The following is a 16,164-nucleotide window of genomic DNA, read 5'->3' on the forward strand; positions in this document are numbered from 1 at the left end:
CGGCTCAGATCTCGCCCGACACCTCGCGGCGGCGGCGATCGAGTTCTTCGCTGTAGCGGCGCAGCGTGTGGCTTTCGCTGAGCTGGCCGACCACCTTGCGCTCGATCAGATGACCACGGCGAGCGCTTCGCTTTCGCTCTTGTCGAAGATCGCGGCGGCCTGCCTGGCGTTCATCTGCGGCTGCAGGAAGTCATTGCGGTAGCGGACGAAATCGGCAAGCGTCTGGCTCTCGTCCTGGACATCGGTCGGGTTGGCGTAGATCTCGGGCACCAGCACGAGCCCGGCATATTTGTCGTTCTCCTCGACGAGAATGACACGCTGGGTCGAGCCGATCGGGAAGGCCTTCTTGAATTCCTCCAAAGAGATGCCCGCCTTTGCAGTCTTGACGTCGGCGCGCATCAGCTTGTTGACGGTCAGGTTGCGAATCCAGCCGACGTCATGGGCGCTGCGGATGCTTTCGCCGCGCAGATGGAAGCGCCATGTGGCGAAGGAGTAGCCGAAGGTCGAGCGCACGACGAGCGAGGAGGTGATGACGGCGGCAAGCACCAGCGCCGTGATCGGAAAATCGCCGGTGATCTCGAGCGCCAGGAAGGTCATCGTCAGCGGTCCGCCGATGACCGCGACGGCCAGCGAACTCATCCCGACCACGGCATAGATGACCGGCGTCAGCGTGGCGTCGGCGAAATAGGGACCGCAATAGGCAAAGAGCTTGCCGAGCAGGGCGCCCATGAACAGCGAGGCGAAAAACAGGCCGCCCCTGAAGCCGGAACCGATCGAAATTGCCGAGGCCAGCGATTTCAGCAGAAAGAGGCTGATCAGGGCCGGGATCGTCACGTCGCGGGAAAGGTTGAGGTGCAGTGCGCCGTGACCGGCCGATAGCACCTGCGGCGAGATCATCGCGAGAAGTCCGACGATGATGCCGCCGAGCGCCGGGCGAAAGGGCGGGGCGATCGAGCTTTTGCGCGCAAGCTCCTCGACGAAGGCCACGCCCTGCATGAGAAGAATGCCGACACCGGCGCAGAAGACACCGAGCAGCAGCGCCGGGACATAATCGGCCGGCACGACCGAGCCGAAGCTGCCGATATCGATGGTGAAATCGCCCTCGGCAAGCAATCTCGCGATGAGGGTGGAAGCGAGGGCGGAGACGACGACCGGGGTCAGTGAGACGATCGTATAGGTGCCGATGATCAGCTCGAAGGCGTAAAAGGCGCCCGTCAGCGGCGCGTTGAAGGCGGCGGCGATGGCGCCGGCCGCGCCGCAGCCGACGAGAATGCGAAGGTCTGAGCGGCGCAGCTGCAGCTTCAGGCCGAATTTGGAGGCAATGCCGGCGGCAAGCTGGGTATAGCCGGCCTCCAGGCCGACGGAAGCGCCGAAGCCGTTGGAGATCAGGTTCTGCACCGCGACGATGATGCTGTCCGTCAGGGAGAGACGGCCGCCATGCAGCGCATTGGCCTCGATCGGGTCGATCATCGGCTTCTTGCGCCGTTTGGCGAGCACCAGGAGCAGCATGCCGAGCAGAACGCCGCCGACGACCGGCGCGGTGAGCAGCAGCATCTTGTCCTCGATGACCGACGCGCTCAGCCTTTCGGTGTCGGGAATGCCGAAGACCAGCTGGTGCAGCTGGTTGGAAACGTAGCTCATGCCGGTGACGGCAAGCCCCGAGGCGATGCCGACGACGGCGCCCGCCAGCGACAGGCCGACTTCACTGCGGCGGGTCAGCGCGCGCAGCCGTCCCGGGTCGAAGAAAACACGCAGCGCGCGCAAACGGCGCCGATCCAATTTCATAAGCATGGCTAGACAACTAGGTGGGGAGAGTCCCGGTCAAGGGCGGCGGTGCTGTCCGCTTGCGATGCAATTGCGGCGAAAAGCCGGCGCGCGGGATAAATTCTTATGAGGTAAGTCTCTGATTAAAGACGATGTTTTGGTAGAGTAAGTCGTGTTGTTGGAAGCTTTCTGTCCCCGGCCGGCGCGTCGGTCGTCAACGCCGGTTGACTCTATCCTCTGGCTTGCCTAACCATCTCTCAACGGATGGTCGCCTGATCATCCTGACATAACGGATGGTTCCGGATCGGCAGTTGTCCTTCCGGATGAAAAGGGAATGTGACGGGGCGGACCCAAGCCGGGCGCCTTCATCACAGCCGACCCCGCGACTGTAGAGCGGTCAGGGTCTTCCATCCGGCATCAAGCCCTTCCGGCCGGCGACCTGCAATCGTGCAGGCGGGCGGGATGAGCGACGTGCCGGAAAAGCCACTGGAAATGCATGGTGATCAACCGGGGTCGGACGCCTCTATTTCTACGAATCGTCCACCTTTTCACCGATGCAGCCGGGAAGGCGAGGCGGATCCGCTGGCACGATCGGGGGCGACCGGTTTTCCGGTCCGCCCTGATCGCGGCCGATAACTGCGAGCCAGGAGACCTGCCTTCCGTGCCGGGCGAAAAGCTCACCCTGGGTAAGAGACCCGCTGCCAGCACGGAGGTTGTTTTGGCTGAACGTTTGAATTCGGCGCTGCCTCGTGCGGCAGATGGAGGGCTTTCAGCCCCCTGCGTCGAGTATGTGGCACCCCCCTCTGTCCTGCCGGACATCTCTCCCACAAGGGGGGAGATCGGATCGGTGCACCGGCTTCCCCAAACAATCGATGTTGGGCGAAGGTCATCCGACTTGCCGATCTCCCCACCTGTGGGGGAGATGTCCGGCAGGACAGAGGGGGGTATTACGTCCTCGTCGGTCCGCTATAGTATAAGCGGAGCAAACCGAAGCACCGCCCTCCCTGGCCGGAGGGTCGAGGCATGACCGATCTCCTCGCCAATTCCACCCTCGTCCTCGGTGGCGCGCGCTCTGGGAAATCCCGCTTCGCCGAAAACCTCGTCACATCGAGCGGCCTCGAGTGCCATTACATCGCGACCGGCCGGGCATGGGACGATGAGATGCAGACGCGTATCGACCAGCACAGGGCTGATCGCGGCCCGTCCTGGACGACACATGAGGAACCGCTCGATCTTGTCGGCAAGCTTGCGGCCATCGATGGGGCGGGCAGGGCGATCCTTGTCGATTGCCTGACGCTGTGGCTCACCAATCTGATGATGGAAGAGCGCGATATAGCGCTACAAGCTGCCGCGCTCGCGGCGTGGCTGCCGCAGACAAAGGCGAAACTTGTCATCGTTTCCAACGAAGTAGGGCTCGGCATCGTGCCGGAAAATCGCATGGCGCGGGATTTTCGCGATCATGCAGGCCGATTGCACCAGATGGTCGCCGCGAAAGCCGCCGAAGTTTATTTCATCGCGGCAGGCCTGCCGCTGAAAATGAAGGGTTAAAATTTCATGAGCCAGAAGATTCCCGCAACCGTCATCACCGGCTTTCTCGGTGCCGGCAAGACGACGATGATCCGCAACCTGCTCACCAATGCCGGCGGCAAAAGAATCGCGCTCATCATCAACGAGTTCGGCGATCTCGGCGTCGATGGCGACGTGCTGAAGGGCTGCGGCGCCGAAAATTGCAGCGAGGACGATATCATCGAGCTCACCAATGGCTGCATCTGCTGCACAGTTGCCGACGATTTCATTCCGACGATGACAAAGCTCTTGGAACGTGAACAGCGGCCCGACCATATCGTCATCGAAACCTCGGGCCTCGCCTTGCCGCAGCCGCTGGTCGCCGCCTTCAACTGGCCTGACATCCGCACCCAGGTGACCGTTGACGGCGTCATCACTGTGGTCGACAGTGCGGCGGTTGCCGCCGGGCGGTTTGCCGACGACCACGATGCCGTCGAGGCAGCGCGCAGCGAGGATGAATCGCTCGATCACGAAAGCCCGATCGAAGAGCTGTTCGAGGATCAGCTCACCTGCGCCGATCTGATCGTGCTCAACAAGACCGATCTGATCGATGTGGCCGGTCTCGGCCGCGTGCGCGACGAGGTCGCTTCCCGCACACAGCGCAAGCCCGTGATGATCGAGGCGAGAAATGGTGAGGTTCCGGCCGGCATCCTGCTCGGCCTCGGTATCGGCACGGAAAATGATTTGGCCAACCGCAAGTCGCACCACGAACTGGAGCATGAGGACGGCACGCCGCACGATCACGACGAGTTCGACAGCTTCGTCGTCGAGTTGGGCCCGATCGTCGATGTTGCCAGCTTCGTCGGACGGCTGAAGACGATCATCGCTGCTCACGACGTCTTGCGCCTCAAGGGATTTGTCGACGTTTCCGGGAAGCCGATGCGCCTGCAGCTTCAGGCGGTCGGCAGCCGCATCGATCACTATTTCGATCGTGCCTGGGCAACTGGTGAAAGGCGCGCTACGCGCCTCGTCGTTATCGGCCTGCATGAGATGGATGAGGACGCCGTGAGATCGGCGATCGAGGCGCTGGCTTAACCGATGCATCTGCTTCTGGCCCAGCAGGGAACGATCAGCGACGGCGAGGAGGCGATCGACCTCGGGCAGACGCCGGGCGAGATCCTGTTCCTGTCGGCGGCCGACAACGAGCTGGCGGCGATCGCGGCCGCCCATCGCGCGCGTGGTGTGCCACAGTCGCTGAGGCTTGCCAGCCTGATGAGCCTCAAGCACCCGATGTCCGTCGATACCTATGTCGAGCGGACGGCACGGCATGCAAAGCTCATTATCGTGCGCGCACTCGGCGGCGCCAGCTATTTCCATTATGCGCTGGAGGCCCTGCATGCGGCAGCGTCCCGCGTCGGCGCGCTGATTGCCGTGCTGCCGGGCGATGCCAGACCGGATGCGGGCCTGACGCCGTTTTCCAACATCGGGCTCGGTGATCTCAATGCCCTGTGGGCCTATCTGATCGAGGGCGGCGATGCCAATGCACGCGCCTTTCTCGATTATGCTTCGGCCATGCTTTCGGGAGGAGAGAAGCCGGCACCGGCGGTGCCGCTGATGAAGGCGGGAATTTGGTGGCCGGAGCGGGGGCTAATCGGCGCGGAGGAGTGGCGGCAGGTTGCCGGTTCGCATGTTGCGCCACCTTCGGCCGCCAAGCGTGGGTCGGAGAAGGTGGAATTCGAACCCACATCCCCCATCGTCGCCATCAGCTTCTACCGCGCCCTCGTCCAAAGCGGCGAAACCCGCCCCATCGAAGCGATAATCGACGCCTTGCAGGCACTTGGTCTACGACCGCTGCCGGTATTTGCCTATAGCCTGAAGGATCCTGTCTCCACAGGCATTCTCGAGAGCGTATTCTCGGCGCTGAAACCCGATGTCGTGATCAATACGACCGGTTTTGCGGTTTCCGCACCGGGAGCCGACCGGCAGCCGACGGTGCTGGAGGCAAACGGCGCGGTAGTGCTGCAGGCGATTCTGTCGGCCTCGTCGCGGGAGGCATGGGCCGCCTCCTCACAAGGCCTGTCGGCGCGCGATCTCGGCATGAACGTGGCGCTGCCAGAGGTCGACGGCCGGGTGCTGGCGCGGGCGGTCTCCTTCAAGACGGCAGCGCGTTACGACGCGGCGGTCGAGACGAGCATCGTCGCCAGCGAACCGGACGCCGGCCGGGTGCGCTATACGGCGGAACTCGCCGCCAATTGGGCGCGGCTGCGCGCCACGCCGGCGCGTGACCGGCGCATTGCTCTTGTCATGGCGAATTATCCGAATCGCGACGGCCGGCTCGGCAATGGCGTCGGCCTGGATACGCCGGCCGGCAGCATCGAGGTGCTGCGGGCGATGGAAGCAGCGGGTTATCCGGCCGCCGATATTCCGGCCGACGGCGACGCGCTGATCCGACATCTGATGCGGGGGCCGACCAATTCAGGGCATGACGGCCGGGTGATCCGCGAGACGTTATCTCTGAGTCGTTACAACAGTTTCCTGGCGTCTCTTCCCAATCAGATTCAGGATGAGGTGAGGGCTCGCTGGGGCGATCCCGAGAACGATCCGTATTTTCGCGACGGCGTCTTCGCCCTGCCTTTCGCCCGCTTCGGCGGCGTTCTCGTCGGCATTCAGCCGGCGCGCGGCTATAATATCGATCCGAAGGAAAGCTACCATTCGCCGGATCTCGTGCCGCCGCACGGTTATCTTGCCTTCTACGCTTTCCTACGTCACGAGTTCGGCGCTGACGCCGTCATCCACATGGGCAAACACGGCAATCTCGAATGGCTGCCGGGCAAGGCGCTGGCGCTGTCGGAGAACTGTTATCCCGAGGTGATCCTCGGACCGCTGCCGCATCTTTATCCTTTTATCGTCAACGATCCGGGCGAGGGCACACAGGCCAAGCGGCGGGCTGCCGCCGTCATCATCGACCATCTGACGCCGCCTTTGACGCGGGCCGAGAGCTATGGACCGCTCAAGGATCTGGAAGCGCTGGTCGACGAATATTACGAGGCCTCCGGCGGCGACCCGCGCCGCATCCGGCTGCTCAGCCGGCAGATTCTCGATCTTGTCACCGACATCGGCCTCGACCGGGATGCCGGCATCGGCAGCGGCGAAAGCGAAGGCGAGGCGCTGAAGAAGCTCGACGCCTATCTCTGCGACCTCAAGGAAATGCAGATCCGCGACGGGCTGCATGTGTTCGGGGTGTCGCCCGAGGGGCGGCTGCTGACGGATCTGACCGTGGCGCTGGCACGGGTGCCGCGCGGGCTGGGTGAGGGCGGGGACGCGAGCCTGCAGCGGGCGATTGCTGGGGATGTGTTGGAAAACCCATCCCCAACCCCTCCCCACAAGGGGGAGGGACTTACCGTTGAGCGCGCGGTTACCTCTGAGATCAAAGTCGATGACGAGATAGCGCGCCCAGCAAGCCCCTCCCACCTGTGGCGAGGGGTTGGGGAGGGGCCTTCTTTTGACCCTCTCGACTGCGACATGGCCGCTGCCTGGGCCGGCCCACGTCCATCAATCCTGGCCGACCTCCTGGACACCCCCTGGCGGACCAACGGAGACACCGTCGAGCGGATCGAACTGCTGGCGGCCAGGCTCGTCTGCGGCGAGATTGTCTGCCCCGCGGAATGGACGGCGACGCAGGCGGTGCTCTCCGAGATCGAGATCCGTATCAAGCCCTCGATCCTTGCCTGCGGCCCGGCGGAGATATCCGGCCTGCTTGCCGGCCTCGACGGCCGCTTCGTCGCACCCGGTCCCTCCGGTGCGCCGACGCGCGGGCGGCCCGATGTGCTGCCGACAGGCCGCAATTTCTATTCGGTCGACAGCCGCGCGGTGCCGACGCCGGCGGCTTACGAACTTGGCAGGAAATCGGCAGAACTGCTGGTACGCCGCTATGTGCAGGACCACGGCGAATGGCCTGATACCTTCGGCCTGACGGCCTGGGGGACGTCGAACATGCGCACTGGCGGCGACGATATCGCCCAGGCGCTGGCGCTGATCGGCGTCAAGCCGCTCTGGGATATGAGCTCGCGGCGGGTCACCGGTTATGAGATCATACCGCAGGCGGTGCTTGGGCGGCCTCGCGTTGACGTGACTCTCAGAATTTCCGGCTTCTTTCGCGACGCTTTTCCCGAGCAGATCGCCTTGTTCGACAAGGCGGTTCGCGCCGTCGGCGCGCTCGAAGAGGACGATGCCGACAATCCGGTCGCAGCGCGCATGCGCCGCGAAGCGGCAAGGCTTGCTGCCGCCGGCCTCGACGCCGCCTCGGCGAAACGGCGGGCGGGTTACCGGGTCTTCGGCTCCAAACCCGGCGCTTACGGCGCCGGTTTACAGGCGCTGATCGACGAAAAGGGCTGGGAGCGGCGCGCCGATCTCGCCGAGGCCTATCTCGTCTGGGGCAGCTATGCCTATGGCGCCGGCGAGGAAGGCAAGGCCGAACGCGGCTTGTTCGAGGAGAGGCTACGATCGGTGCAAGCCGTCGTTCAGAACCAGGACAACCGCGAGCATGACCTGCTCGACAGCGACGACTATTACCAGTTCGAGGGTGGTATGGCGGCTGCGGCCGAGTCACTGAGCGGCGCGCGTCCCGCAATCTATCATAATGATCATTCGAGACCCGAGCGGCCGGTGATCCGTTCGCTGGAGGAAGAGATCGGCCGCGTGGTGCGCGGGCGCGTGGTCAATCCGAAATGGATATCCGGCGTCATGCGCCACGGCTACAAGGGAGCGGCCGAAATCGCCGCCACGGTCGACTATCTCTTCGCCTTCGCGGCGACGACGGGGGCGGTCGGCGCGCATCATTTCGAAGCGGTCCATCAGGCTTTCGTCGCCGATCCCGCCGTGCGCGATTTCATGGTCGAGAAGAACCCTGCGGCATTCGACGAGATGAAGGAGCGGCTGCGCGAGGCGATCGACCGCGAGCTCTGGGCGCCGCGCAGCAATTCGGCCCGGTTCGACCTGGTCGCCACGCAACTGAATGAGGTGCAGCGATGAACGACGAAACTCCGGAAAACGAAGCGGCCAAGGATGATGCACGCCACGCCGAGAAGATGGCGAAGAAGAAGGCTGCACGCGACAAGATCATGGCGACAAAGACGGACGGCAAGGGGCTGATCATTGTCCATACCGGCAAGGGCAAGGGTAAGTCGTCGGCCGCCTTCGGCATGATCTTCCGCCACATCGCCCACGGCAAGCCATCAGCCGTTGTCCAGTTCATCAAGGGGGCGATGTGGACCGGCGAACGCGATCTGATCGAGAAGCATTTCTCCGATCTCTGCCAGTTCCACACGATGGGCGAGGGTTTTACCTGGGAAACGCAGGACCGCGCCCGCGACGTTGCGGCCGCCTCGGCCGCCTGGGAAAAGGCCAAGGAACTGATCCGCGACGAGCGAAATTCGATGGTGTTGCTCGACGAGATCAACATCGCACTGCGCTACGACTATCTCGATATCAGCGAGGTGGTGGCGTTCCTGAAAACAGAGAAGCCCCACACGACGCACGTCGTGATGACGGGGCGCAACGCCAAGGATGAGCTGATCGAGATTGCCGATCTCGTGACCGAGATGGAGCTTATCAAGCATCCCTTCCGCTCGGGGATCAAGGGCCAGGCAGGCGTCGAGTTCTGAGGCGCTTGGAGGGTCGGCGGTTAGGCGCCGAGCCAGACGCGCAACGGGTTCGCGGGATCGGCGAGCAGCTTTACCGCCAATGCCAGGCAGACGATGACGAGCAGCGGTTTGATCAGCTTGGCGCCGATGCGCATGGCAAGCCGTGAGCCTAGCTGCGCGCCGAGGAACTGGCAGATACCCATCAACAGACCGATTTTCCACAGGATCGCGCCGAAACTCGCGAAGACGATGAGCGCGCCGAGGTTGGAGCCGAGATTGAGAAGCTTGGTATGGGCGGTCGCCTTCAGCACGCCGAAGCCGGCCAGCGTGACGAAGGCGAGCATGAAGAAGGAACCGGTGCCGGGGCCGAAGATGCCGTCGTAAAAGCCGATGGCTGGCACGAAGGTCAGGCCGAAGACGAAAGGCGTGATGATCCGGTGTTTGTCGAGATCGTTGAGGTTCGGCTTGACGGCAAAGAAGATCGCGATCGCCAGGAGCAGCACCGGCATGATCGCCTGCAGCACCTGTCCGGGCACGATGGTGGCAAGGGCGGCGCCGATCGCCCCGCCCATCACGGCCATCAGCGCCATCGGCAGCTGTTCGTGCAGCTGCACATGGCCCTTGCGGGCATAGGCGAGTGTTGCCGAGGCGGCGCCGAAGATCGACTGCACCTTGTTGGTGCCGAGCGTCTGCAGCGGCGGAATGCCGGCAATCAGCATGGCGGGGACGGTGATCAGGCCGCCGCCGCCGGCAATGGCATCGACGAAACCGGCAAAGAAGGCAGCCGCGCAGAGCAGCAGAAGCAGATGGAGGGCGATGTCAGGCAAAAGGCTATTCCAGGAGAGCGTTCCGCCGGTCTTGTTGCATTTCCCCTTCCAAGCTGCAATGGCTGCGAGGACACAGCGAGGGCGCATTCGACGGTTTCCATGAGTGATATTTCTTTCGATAGCACAAGGCGACATGTGCTCGGGCTCGGCTGCGAGCGCGGAACGCCGCCTGCGGAGATGCTGGCGCTTGCCGGCGAGGCGTTGAAGGTGGCTGGCATCGGCGGGTCGGAGCTTGCTGCTGTCGCTTCCGTCGACAGCCGCGGGCAAGAAGCGGCGATCCTTGCCGTTGCGGTGCATTTTGCCGTGCCTGCCGTTTTCTTCGATGCACTGCGGCTGGAGCAGGAAACGCCGCGGCTCAAAAATCCCTCCGCCGTCGTCTTTGCCCGCGTCGGCTGCCATGGCGTGGCGGAATCGGCAGCGCTTGCGGCTATCGGCGCAGATGCCGAACTGGTGCTTGGCAAGATCAAATCCACGCATTCGACAGCGGCGATTGCCCGCATCGGGTTGCAGAAAGCCTGACGGTCGTTATGTTGGCGGCAACTCGCGGCGCCGACCGGCAAGTCAGCGATCATATCTAGAGGACAATCATGCACAAGGTCATTTATGACACGGATCCCGGCGTCGATGACGCCATGGCGCTTCTTTTCCTGCACCGCCATCCCGAGATCGATCTGATCGGCATCACCACCGTTTTCGGCAATGCCTCGGTCGAGACGACGACGCGCAATGCGCTTTTCCTCAAGCGCGAATGGGATATTCCGGCACCGGTCGCCAAGGGCGCGAGCGTCACCATCGATGCGGCGCGCGCCGAGCGGGAATGGCCGGCCATGGTGCATGGGGACAACGGCCTCGGCAATATCGAGGTACCTCACACAATCGACCTGCCGCTCGATTCCCGGCCGGCACACCGCTTCATCATCGACACGGTGCGGGCCAATCCCGGCGAAGTCAGGCTGGTGGCCGTCGGGCGGATGACCAATCTGGCGATGGCGCTGAAGGAAGACCCCGAGATTGCCGGCCTGGTGAAGGATGTTGTCATCATGGGCGGCAATTTCTACGTGCCGGGCAATGTCTCGCCGGTCGCCGAAGCCAATATTCACGGCGATCCCGAAGCGGCAGACATCGTCATGACGGCGCCGTGGAAAGTGGTCGTCATCGGCCTCGACGTCACCTCGATCACCACGATGAGCCGCAGCTATCTCGGCGCAATGGCGGCCAAGGGCGACGGCGCGGTGAAGCTGCTCGACGGGCTGTCGCAGCATTACATCGATTTCTACACCCATGCGGTGGATGACGGCATGATGGTGCATGACAGCTGCGCCGCTGTTTACGTCGTGGCGCCCGAGCTTTTCACCACCATCACCGGCGCGGTGCGCGTCGTCTGCGGCGGCATCGCCGATGGCCAGACGGTGGTCAAACCGGATGGCCGCCGTTTCCCTCCGGGCGACTGGGATGGACTGCCGAGCCAGATCGTCGCTACGGGAATCGAGTCGCAAAAGGTGCTCGAGCTGATCCGTGATACATTGCTTCGGGCTTGATACGGTAGAAGGTCGGTTACACACCGCTGACAAGGGCTGCCAACGCCTCTTTCGTCATGCTGGGGCTTGTCCCGAGCATCTGCCTCCGTTTGTTAGGGCAGCAGACCGGCACAAGGCCGAGGATGACGATGCGATGGAGGTGAGCGTTATTCATTATAACATTCATAGCCTTGCCCGGCTTTTCCGAGAACTCGAATCCGTTTCCTCGTAAAGTGAGTCATTGCCGTCTCAGCAACTTCAAGTGAGGTGGCGCGGGCGGCGTTGACCTTGATCCTTGGTGGGCCTAGATCAACAAAATGATGAACAGCCCATTCTCACATTTGCCGGCGCTGGAGCCGGGCAGTGTCTGGCTCGTTGGGGCCGGTCCCGGCGATCCCGGGCTGTTGACGCTGCTTGCCGCCAAGGGGTTGGCAGAGGCGGATGTGGTCGTACACGACGCGCTGGTCAACGAGGACTGTCTGAAGCTTGCACGGCCAGGCGCGGAACTGGAATATGCCGGCAAACGTGGCGGCAAGCCGTCTGCCAAGCAGCGGGATATTTCGCTCCGGCTGGTGAAGCTGGCGCGCGCCGGTAAGCGAGTGCTGCGGCTGAAGGGCGGAGATCCCTTTGTCTTCGGGCGGGGCGGGGAAGAGGCGCTGACGCTGGTCGAGCACAACATACCCTTCCGCATCGTGCCGGGCATTACCGCCGGCATCGGCGGGCTTGCCTATGCCGGCATTCCGGTCACGTATCGGGAGATCAATCATGCCGTGACCTTTCTCACCGGCCATGATTCCTCCGGAATTGTGCCCGATGCGATCAATTGGGAAGCGATCGGCAAGGGTTCTCCCGTCATCGTCATGTATATGGCGATGAAGCATATCGCCCAGATCAGCGCCAATCTAATGGCGTCGGGCCGCTCGGCGTCCGAGCCCGTGGCTTTCGTCTGCAACGCGGCGACCGGCGCGCAACAGGTGCTGGAGACGACGCTCGGCGCAGCGACCGATGCAGCTGAAGCCTCCGGGCTCGAGCCGCCGGCGATCGTCGTGGTCGGTGAAGTGGTGCGGCTGCGGGCCTCGCTCGACTGGCTCGGCGCCCTTGCAGGCAGGCGGCTGCAGCCTGATCCTTTTGGGCGCTCCGGCAAGGTGACGGCATGAGCGGACTCCTGATCGCAGCCCCTTCCTCCGGCGCCGGCAAGACGACGGTAACGCTTGGGCTGCTGAGGGCGCTTCGCCGGCGCGGCATCGCGGTCGCGCCGGGAAAGGCCGGGCCCGATTACATCGATCCCGCCTTCCATGCGGCGGCAAACGGAACGGCCTGCCTGAATTTCGACCCCTGGGCAATGCGACCGGAGCTGATCTCGGCCAATGCCACGCTCCACCGTTCCGGTGACCGCATTCTCGTGGTCGAAGCGATGATGGGGCTGTTCGACGGGGCGGCGGACGGGAAGGGGACGGCGGCCGATCTTGCCGCCCAGCTCGGTCTTTCCGTCGTGCTGGTCGTCGATGCCTCGCGCATGTCGCAGTCGGTGGCGCCGCTGGTATCAGGTTTTGCCGGCTTCCGCGCCGATGTGCGCGTTGCCGGCGTCATCCTCAACAAGGTCGGCAGCGAGCGGCACGAGGCGATGCTGCGTCAGGCGCTCGAAGCGATCCGCATGCCTGTTATCGCGGTGATCGGCAGCGACAAGGCGCTGGCCTTGCCGGAACGCCATCTCGGCCTTGTCCAGGCCGGCGAACATGCCACCCTCGAGAATTTCATCGACCATGCGGCGGACGCCGTTTCCGAGGAATGCAATTTCGAATTCCTGCTGCGCATCGCGAGGCAGGGCCTCAACCGGCCGTCTGCGGCCAATATCGACCGACTGATGCCGATCGGCGCCCGGGTTGCCGTGGCGCGCGATGTTGCCTTCGCCTTTTCCTATGAGCATATGCTGCTGGGCTGGCGGCGGCGCGGGGCGGATATCTCCTTCTTCTCGCCGCTTGCCGACGAGGCGCCGGCCGCTGATGCCGATGCGATCTATCTGCCGGGCGGTTATCCCGAGCTGCATGCCGGGCGGCTTTCCCAAGCGCAGAATTTCCGCGCCGGCATGCTCGATGCGGCGGCGCGCGGCATTCGGATCTACGGTGAGTGCGGCGGCTACATGGTGCTGGGCGATGGGCTGATCGATGCGGAGGGCAGGCGCCACGAAATGCTCGGCCTGCTGCCTGTTGTCACCAGCTATGCCAAGCGCCGGCGCCATCTCGGCTATCGCCGCGTGACCCCGCTCGACGGCGCCTTCTTCGCGCGGACCATGACGGCGCATGAATTCCACTATTCAACAGTCGTCTCCGAGGGGGAGGGGAAGCGGCTGTTTACTGCGCAGGATGCGCTCGGCACTGATCTCGGTGCTGTCGGGCTCCGGCGCGGCCAGGTGGCGGGCTCCTACATGCATCTGATCGACCTTGCGAAAGCGACCGGATGAGCGCGCCGATCGCTCATGGCGGCGGCATCACCGCCGCAGCCGCCGCTTTTGGCGGCAGGCCGCAGGACTGGCTCGACCTTTCCACCGGCATCAATCCATGCCCGCTCGCCCTGCCGGAGATCCCGACAAGGGCCTGGCACCGTCTGCCGGACAGCTATCTGGTCGACGAGGCAAGGCGGGCGGCGCAGGATTATTATGACAGCGGCGAGATGCTGCCGCTGCCGGTGCCGGGCACGCAATCAGTGATTCAGCTTCTGCCGCGCCTGCTTCGACAGGGACGCCAGCTCGGCGTGACGGATGATAGGGTCGCCGTGACGGACGATAAAGTCGCCGTGACGGACAATAGGATTGCCGTGACGGACGACAAAGTCGCCGTGGTGTCGCCGACTTATGGCGAATATGCGCGCGCCTTCGCCTCGGCCGGTTTTGCCGTCGACTCGGTCGACGATATCGCTGCGATCGGCGGTCAATATCGGCTTGCCGTCGTCGTCAATCCGAACAATCCCGACGGGCGGATATGGCCGGCCGAAGCGTTGGCAGCTCTACACGACCGGATGAAATCGGCAAACGGGCTGCTTGTTGTCGATGAGGCTTTCGGGGATACTGATCCGGTGCTAAGCCTCGCGGCCCGCGCGCAAGACCTTTCCAATCTGATAATCTTCCGCTCGTTCGGCAAGTTCTTCGGGCTTGCCGGCCTGCGGCTCGGTTTTGTAATCGCGCGCGACGATATTCTCGCGCGGTTCGAGGACTGGCTTGGCCCGTGGGCGGTCTCCGGCCCGGCGCTGTCGCTTGCCGCCTCGCTGCTTGGTTCGGATGTGGCTGCGATTCGCCGTTGTCTCGATGAACGCAGCGCCGCGCTGCAGGCGGCGCTGAGCGCGGCCGGGTTGCGGATCAGGGGGGGAACGGCATTGTTCACGCTTGTCGCCGATAGCAGGGCGAGCGACATTTACACGCATCTTTGCCGGCATCATATTCTCGTCCGCAAGTTCGATTATGCGCCGGATTGGCTGCGTTTCGGGTTGACAGCCGATCCGGCGGCGGACAGGCGGCTTGGCGCAGCCCTTCAAGGATTTGAGCGATGATGATCGACGAAAACCTCCTCGTGCTGCTTCTGGCGCTGCTGCTCGACCGGATCGTCGGCGATCCGCAATGGCTGTGGTCACGGGTGCCACATCCCGTCGTCATCTTCGGCGCGGCGATCTCTTACGCCGACCAGCAGCTCAATCCCTCAAGCCTCACGGGCTCTCAGCGCCGGATGAACGGCGTGGCGGCGATCCTGGCGCTGCTTGTCCTGTCGATTGCTGCAGGCTTCGTGTTCGACCGGTTTTTCGCGCTCTTCGGCCTCGCCGGCCTCGTGCTGGAGGCCGGGCTGGTGGCAATCTTCTTGGCGCAAAAGAGCCTGGCCGATCATGTCGCGGCCGTCGCCACGGCCCTGCGCGGCGAGGGGCTTGCCGGGGGCCGGAACGCCGTCTCCCGCATCGTCGGCCGCGATCCCGAGACTCTCGACGAGCCGGCCGTCTGCCGCGCGGCAATCGAAAGCCTTGCAGAGAATTTCTCCGACGGCGTCGTGGCGCCGGCCCTCTGGTATGCCGTCCTCGGGCTGCCGGGCCTGCTCGCTTACAAGATGCTGAACACGGCGGATTCGATGATCGGCCACAGGTCGGAAAAATACATCGATTTCGGCTGGGCCGCGGCTCGGCTGGACGATATCGCCAACTGGCCGGCCGCGCGGCTCTCCGTCCTTTTGATTGCCGCCGGCGCCTGGATCCGGCGCGGCATGAGCCCCTGCCGCGAGGCGATCCGGGTGGCGATGCGCGACGGCGGCCTGCACCGCTCGCCGAATTCCGGCCGACCGGAGGCGGCAATGGCCGGTGCTCTCAACGTCCAGCTCGCCGGCCCGCGCATCTACGGCGGTGTCATCGTGACTGAGCCGATGATCAACAACGCCGGCCGGGACGTTGCCACCGCCGGCGATATCGAGGACGGTGTGTCGGTGTTCTATGCCAGCTGCATGGTGCTTACCGGTCTGATCTTCGGACTGTTTTTATGTTTCCTGTAGAATGTGCCGTGAGGCACCGCAGTGGACACTCCCGCCGCAAAGGTTTATGCGAAGCGCCTCCCATCTCTAATCAGACCGGAAAAGAGCAATGACAGTCCAGGTTGAATTGCCGTGCCCGAAGTGCAAGAGCACCAAGATGAAATTCGAGCGCCCCGAGATCCGGGAGGCCGACATCATCACCTGCGCGGCGTGCGGCCATAATCTCGGGACGATGGCCTCGATCCGCGAGAAGATGAACAAGGCTTACCAGCAGCTCAAGCGGCCGTCGGCGGCGCGTAAGCTTCAGTGAACAAGCGCCGCCCTCTTGCGGCGTCTCGGTTACGCTTTCGCTCGTTAGAATTGTGATTACCATTCGGGTTAAAGCTATATAATAAGTATCGTCGTAGTC

12 protein-coding genes, 2 pseudogenes and 1 riboswitch are annotated in these 16,164 nt (G+C 63.7%); of the genes and pseudogenes, 12 read left to right on the forward strand and 2 right to left on the reverse strand.

Annotated elements, in window-relative coordinates:
* Nucleotides 1-4 precede the first annotated feature (4 nt).
* Nucleotides 5-1,791: pseudogene (locus PYR71_RS12420) on the reverse strand (chloride channel protein).
* A gap of 250 nt (nucleotides 1,792-2,041) precedes the next feature.
* Nucleotides 2,042-2,225: riboswitch (cobalamin riboswitch) on the forward strand.
* Nucleotides 2,226-2,494: 269 nt separating this feature from the next.
* Here PYR71_RS12420 and PYR71_RS31000 point away from each other — a divergent pair.
* From PYR71_RS31000 to cobO, 5 genes and pseudogenes are all read left to right on the forward strand, one after another.
* Nucleotides 2,495-2,716: pseudogene (locus PYR71_RS31000) on the forward strand (hypothetical protein); the annotation flags it as partial.
* Nucleotides 2,717-2,787: 71 nt separating this feature from the next.
* The gene (gene cobU, locus PYR71_RS12430) at nucleotides 2,788-3,312 is read left to right on the forward strand and encodes a bifunctional adenosylcobinamide kinase/adenosylcobinamide-phosphate guanylyltransferase (protein ID WP_275619557.1); all 525 of its coding nucleotides are present in this window, start codon (nucleotides 2,788-2,790) and stop codon (nucleotides 3,310-3,312) included.
* A 6-nt stretch (nucleotides 3,313-3,318) separates the two neighbouring features.
* Nucleotides 3,319-4,365: a cobalamin biosynthesis protein CobW gene (cobW, locus tag PYR71_RS12435; RefSeq protein ID WP_275619558.1), complete on the forward strand. Its 1,047-nt coding sequence runs from the start codon at nucleotides 3,319-3,321 to the stop codon at nucleotides 4,363-4,365.
* A 3-nt stretch (nucleotides 4,366-4,368) separates the two neighbouring features.
* A complete protein-coding gene (cobN, locus tag PYR71_RS12440) occupies nucleotides 4,369-8,301 on the forward strand; it encodes a cobaltochelatase subunit CobN (RefSeq protein WP_275619559.1) in 3,933 nt (1,310 codons plus the stop codon).
* Complete coding sequence (gene cobO / locus PYR71_RS12445; protein ID WP_275619560.1) at nucleotides 8,298-8,933, forward strand: cob(I)yrinic acid a,c-diamide adenosyltransferase; 636 nt, start codon at nucleotides 8,298-8,300, stop codon at nucleotides 8,931-8,933. The genes cobN and cobO overlap by 4 nt, the downstream gene beginning before the upstream one ends.
* Nucleotides 8,934-8,953: 20 nt before the next feature.
* Here cobO and PYR71_RS12450 read toward each other — a convergent pair whose 3' ends face one another.
* Nucleotides 8,954-9,739 carry a TSUP family transporter gene (locus PYR71_RS12450; protein ID WP_064682417.1) on the reverse strand — a complete coding sequence of 262 codons (786 nt, stop codon included), beginning with the start codon at nucleotides 9,737-9,739 and terminating at the stop codon, nucleotides 8,954-8,956.
* A 99-nt stretch (nucleotides 9,740-9,838) separates the two neighbouring features.
* On the opposite strand from PYR71_RS12450, the gene PYR71_RS12455 reads away from it, so the two are divergent.
* The 7 genes from PYR71_RS12455 to PYR71_RS12485 all read left to right on the forward strand — a co-directional run bounded on the left by PYR71_RS12455 (nucleotide 9,839) and on the right by PYR71_RS12485 (nucleotide 16,065).
* The gene (locus PYR71_RS12455) at nucleotides 9,839-10,258 is read left to right on the forward strand and encodes a cobalamin biosynthesis protein (RefSeq protein WP_275619561.1); all 420 of its coding nucleotides are present in this window, start codon (nucleotides 9,839-9,841) and stop codon (nucleotides 10,256-10,258) included.
* 68 nt (nucleotides 10,259-10,326) lie between these two features.
* Entirely contained in the window at nucleotides 10,327-11,277 is a 951-nt protein-coding gene (locus tag PYR71_RS12460) for a nucleoside hydrolase (RefSeq protein ID WP_183913269.1), read from the forward strand.
* Nucleotides 11,278-11,573: 296 nt separating this feature from the next.
* Nucleotides 11,574-12,413, forward strand: coding sequence for a uroporphyrinogen-III C-methyltransferase (gene cobA, locus PYR71_RS12465; RefSeq protein WP_275619562.1), 840 nt, complete (start codon nucleotides 11,574-11,576; stop codon nucleotides 12,411-12,413).
* The gene (locus PYR71_RS12470) at nucleotides 12,410-13,717 is read left to right on the forward strand and encodes a cobyrinic acid a,c-diamide synthase CobB (RefSeq protein ID WP_183913273.1); all 1,308 of its coding nucleotides are present in this window, start codon (nucleotides 12,410-12,412) and stop codon (nucleotides 13,715-13,717) included. The genes cobA and PYR71_RS12470 overlap by 4 nt, the downstream gene beginning before the upstream one ends.
* Nucleotides 13,714-14,799 carry a threonine-phosphate decarboxylase gene (locus tag PYR71_RS12475; protein WP_275619563.1) on the forward strand — a complete coding sequence of 362 codons (1,086 nt, stop codon included), beginning with the start codon at nucleotides 13,714-13,716 and terminating at the stop codon, nucleotides 14,797-14,799. Before PYR71_RS12470 ends, PYR71_RS12475 begins: the two co-directional genes overlap by 4 nt.
* Entirely contained in the window at nucleotides 14,796-15,776 is a 981-nt protein-coding gene (gene cbiB / locus PYR71_RS12480; RefSeq protein WP_077989322.1) for an adenosylcobinamide-phosphate synthase CbiB, read from the forward strand. The genes PYR71_RS12475 and cbiB overlap by 4 nt, the downstream gene beginning before the upstream one ends.
* 88 nt (nucleotides 15,777-15,864) lie before the next feature.
* Nucleotides 15,865-16,065 carry an ECs_2282 family putative zinc-binding protein gene (locus PYR71_RS12485; protein WP_275619564.1) on the forward strand — a complete coding sequence of 67 codons (201 nt, stop codon included), beginning with the start codon at nucleotides 15,865-15,867 and terminating at the stop codon, nucleotides 16,063-16,065.
* Nucleotides 16,066-16,164: the final 99 nt, after the last annotated feature.

The sequence above is a fragment of the Rhizobium mulingense genome (assembly GCF_029194105.1).
Taxonomy (GTDB): Bacteria; Pseudomonadota; Alphaproteobacteria; order Rhizobiales; family Rhizobiaceae; genus Rhizobium; species Rhizobium mulingense.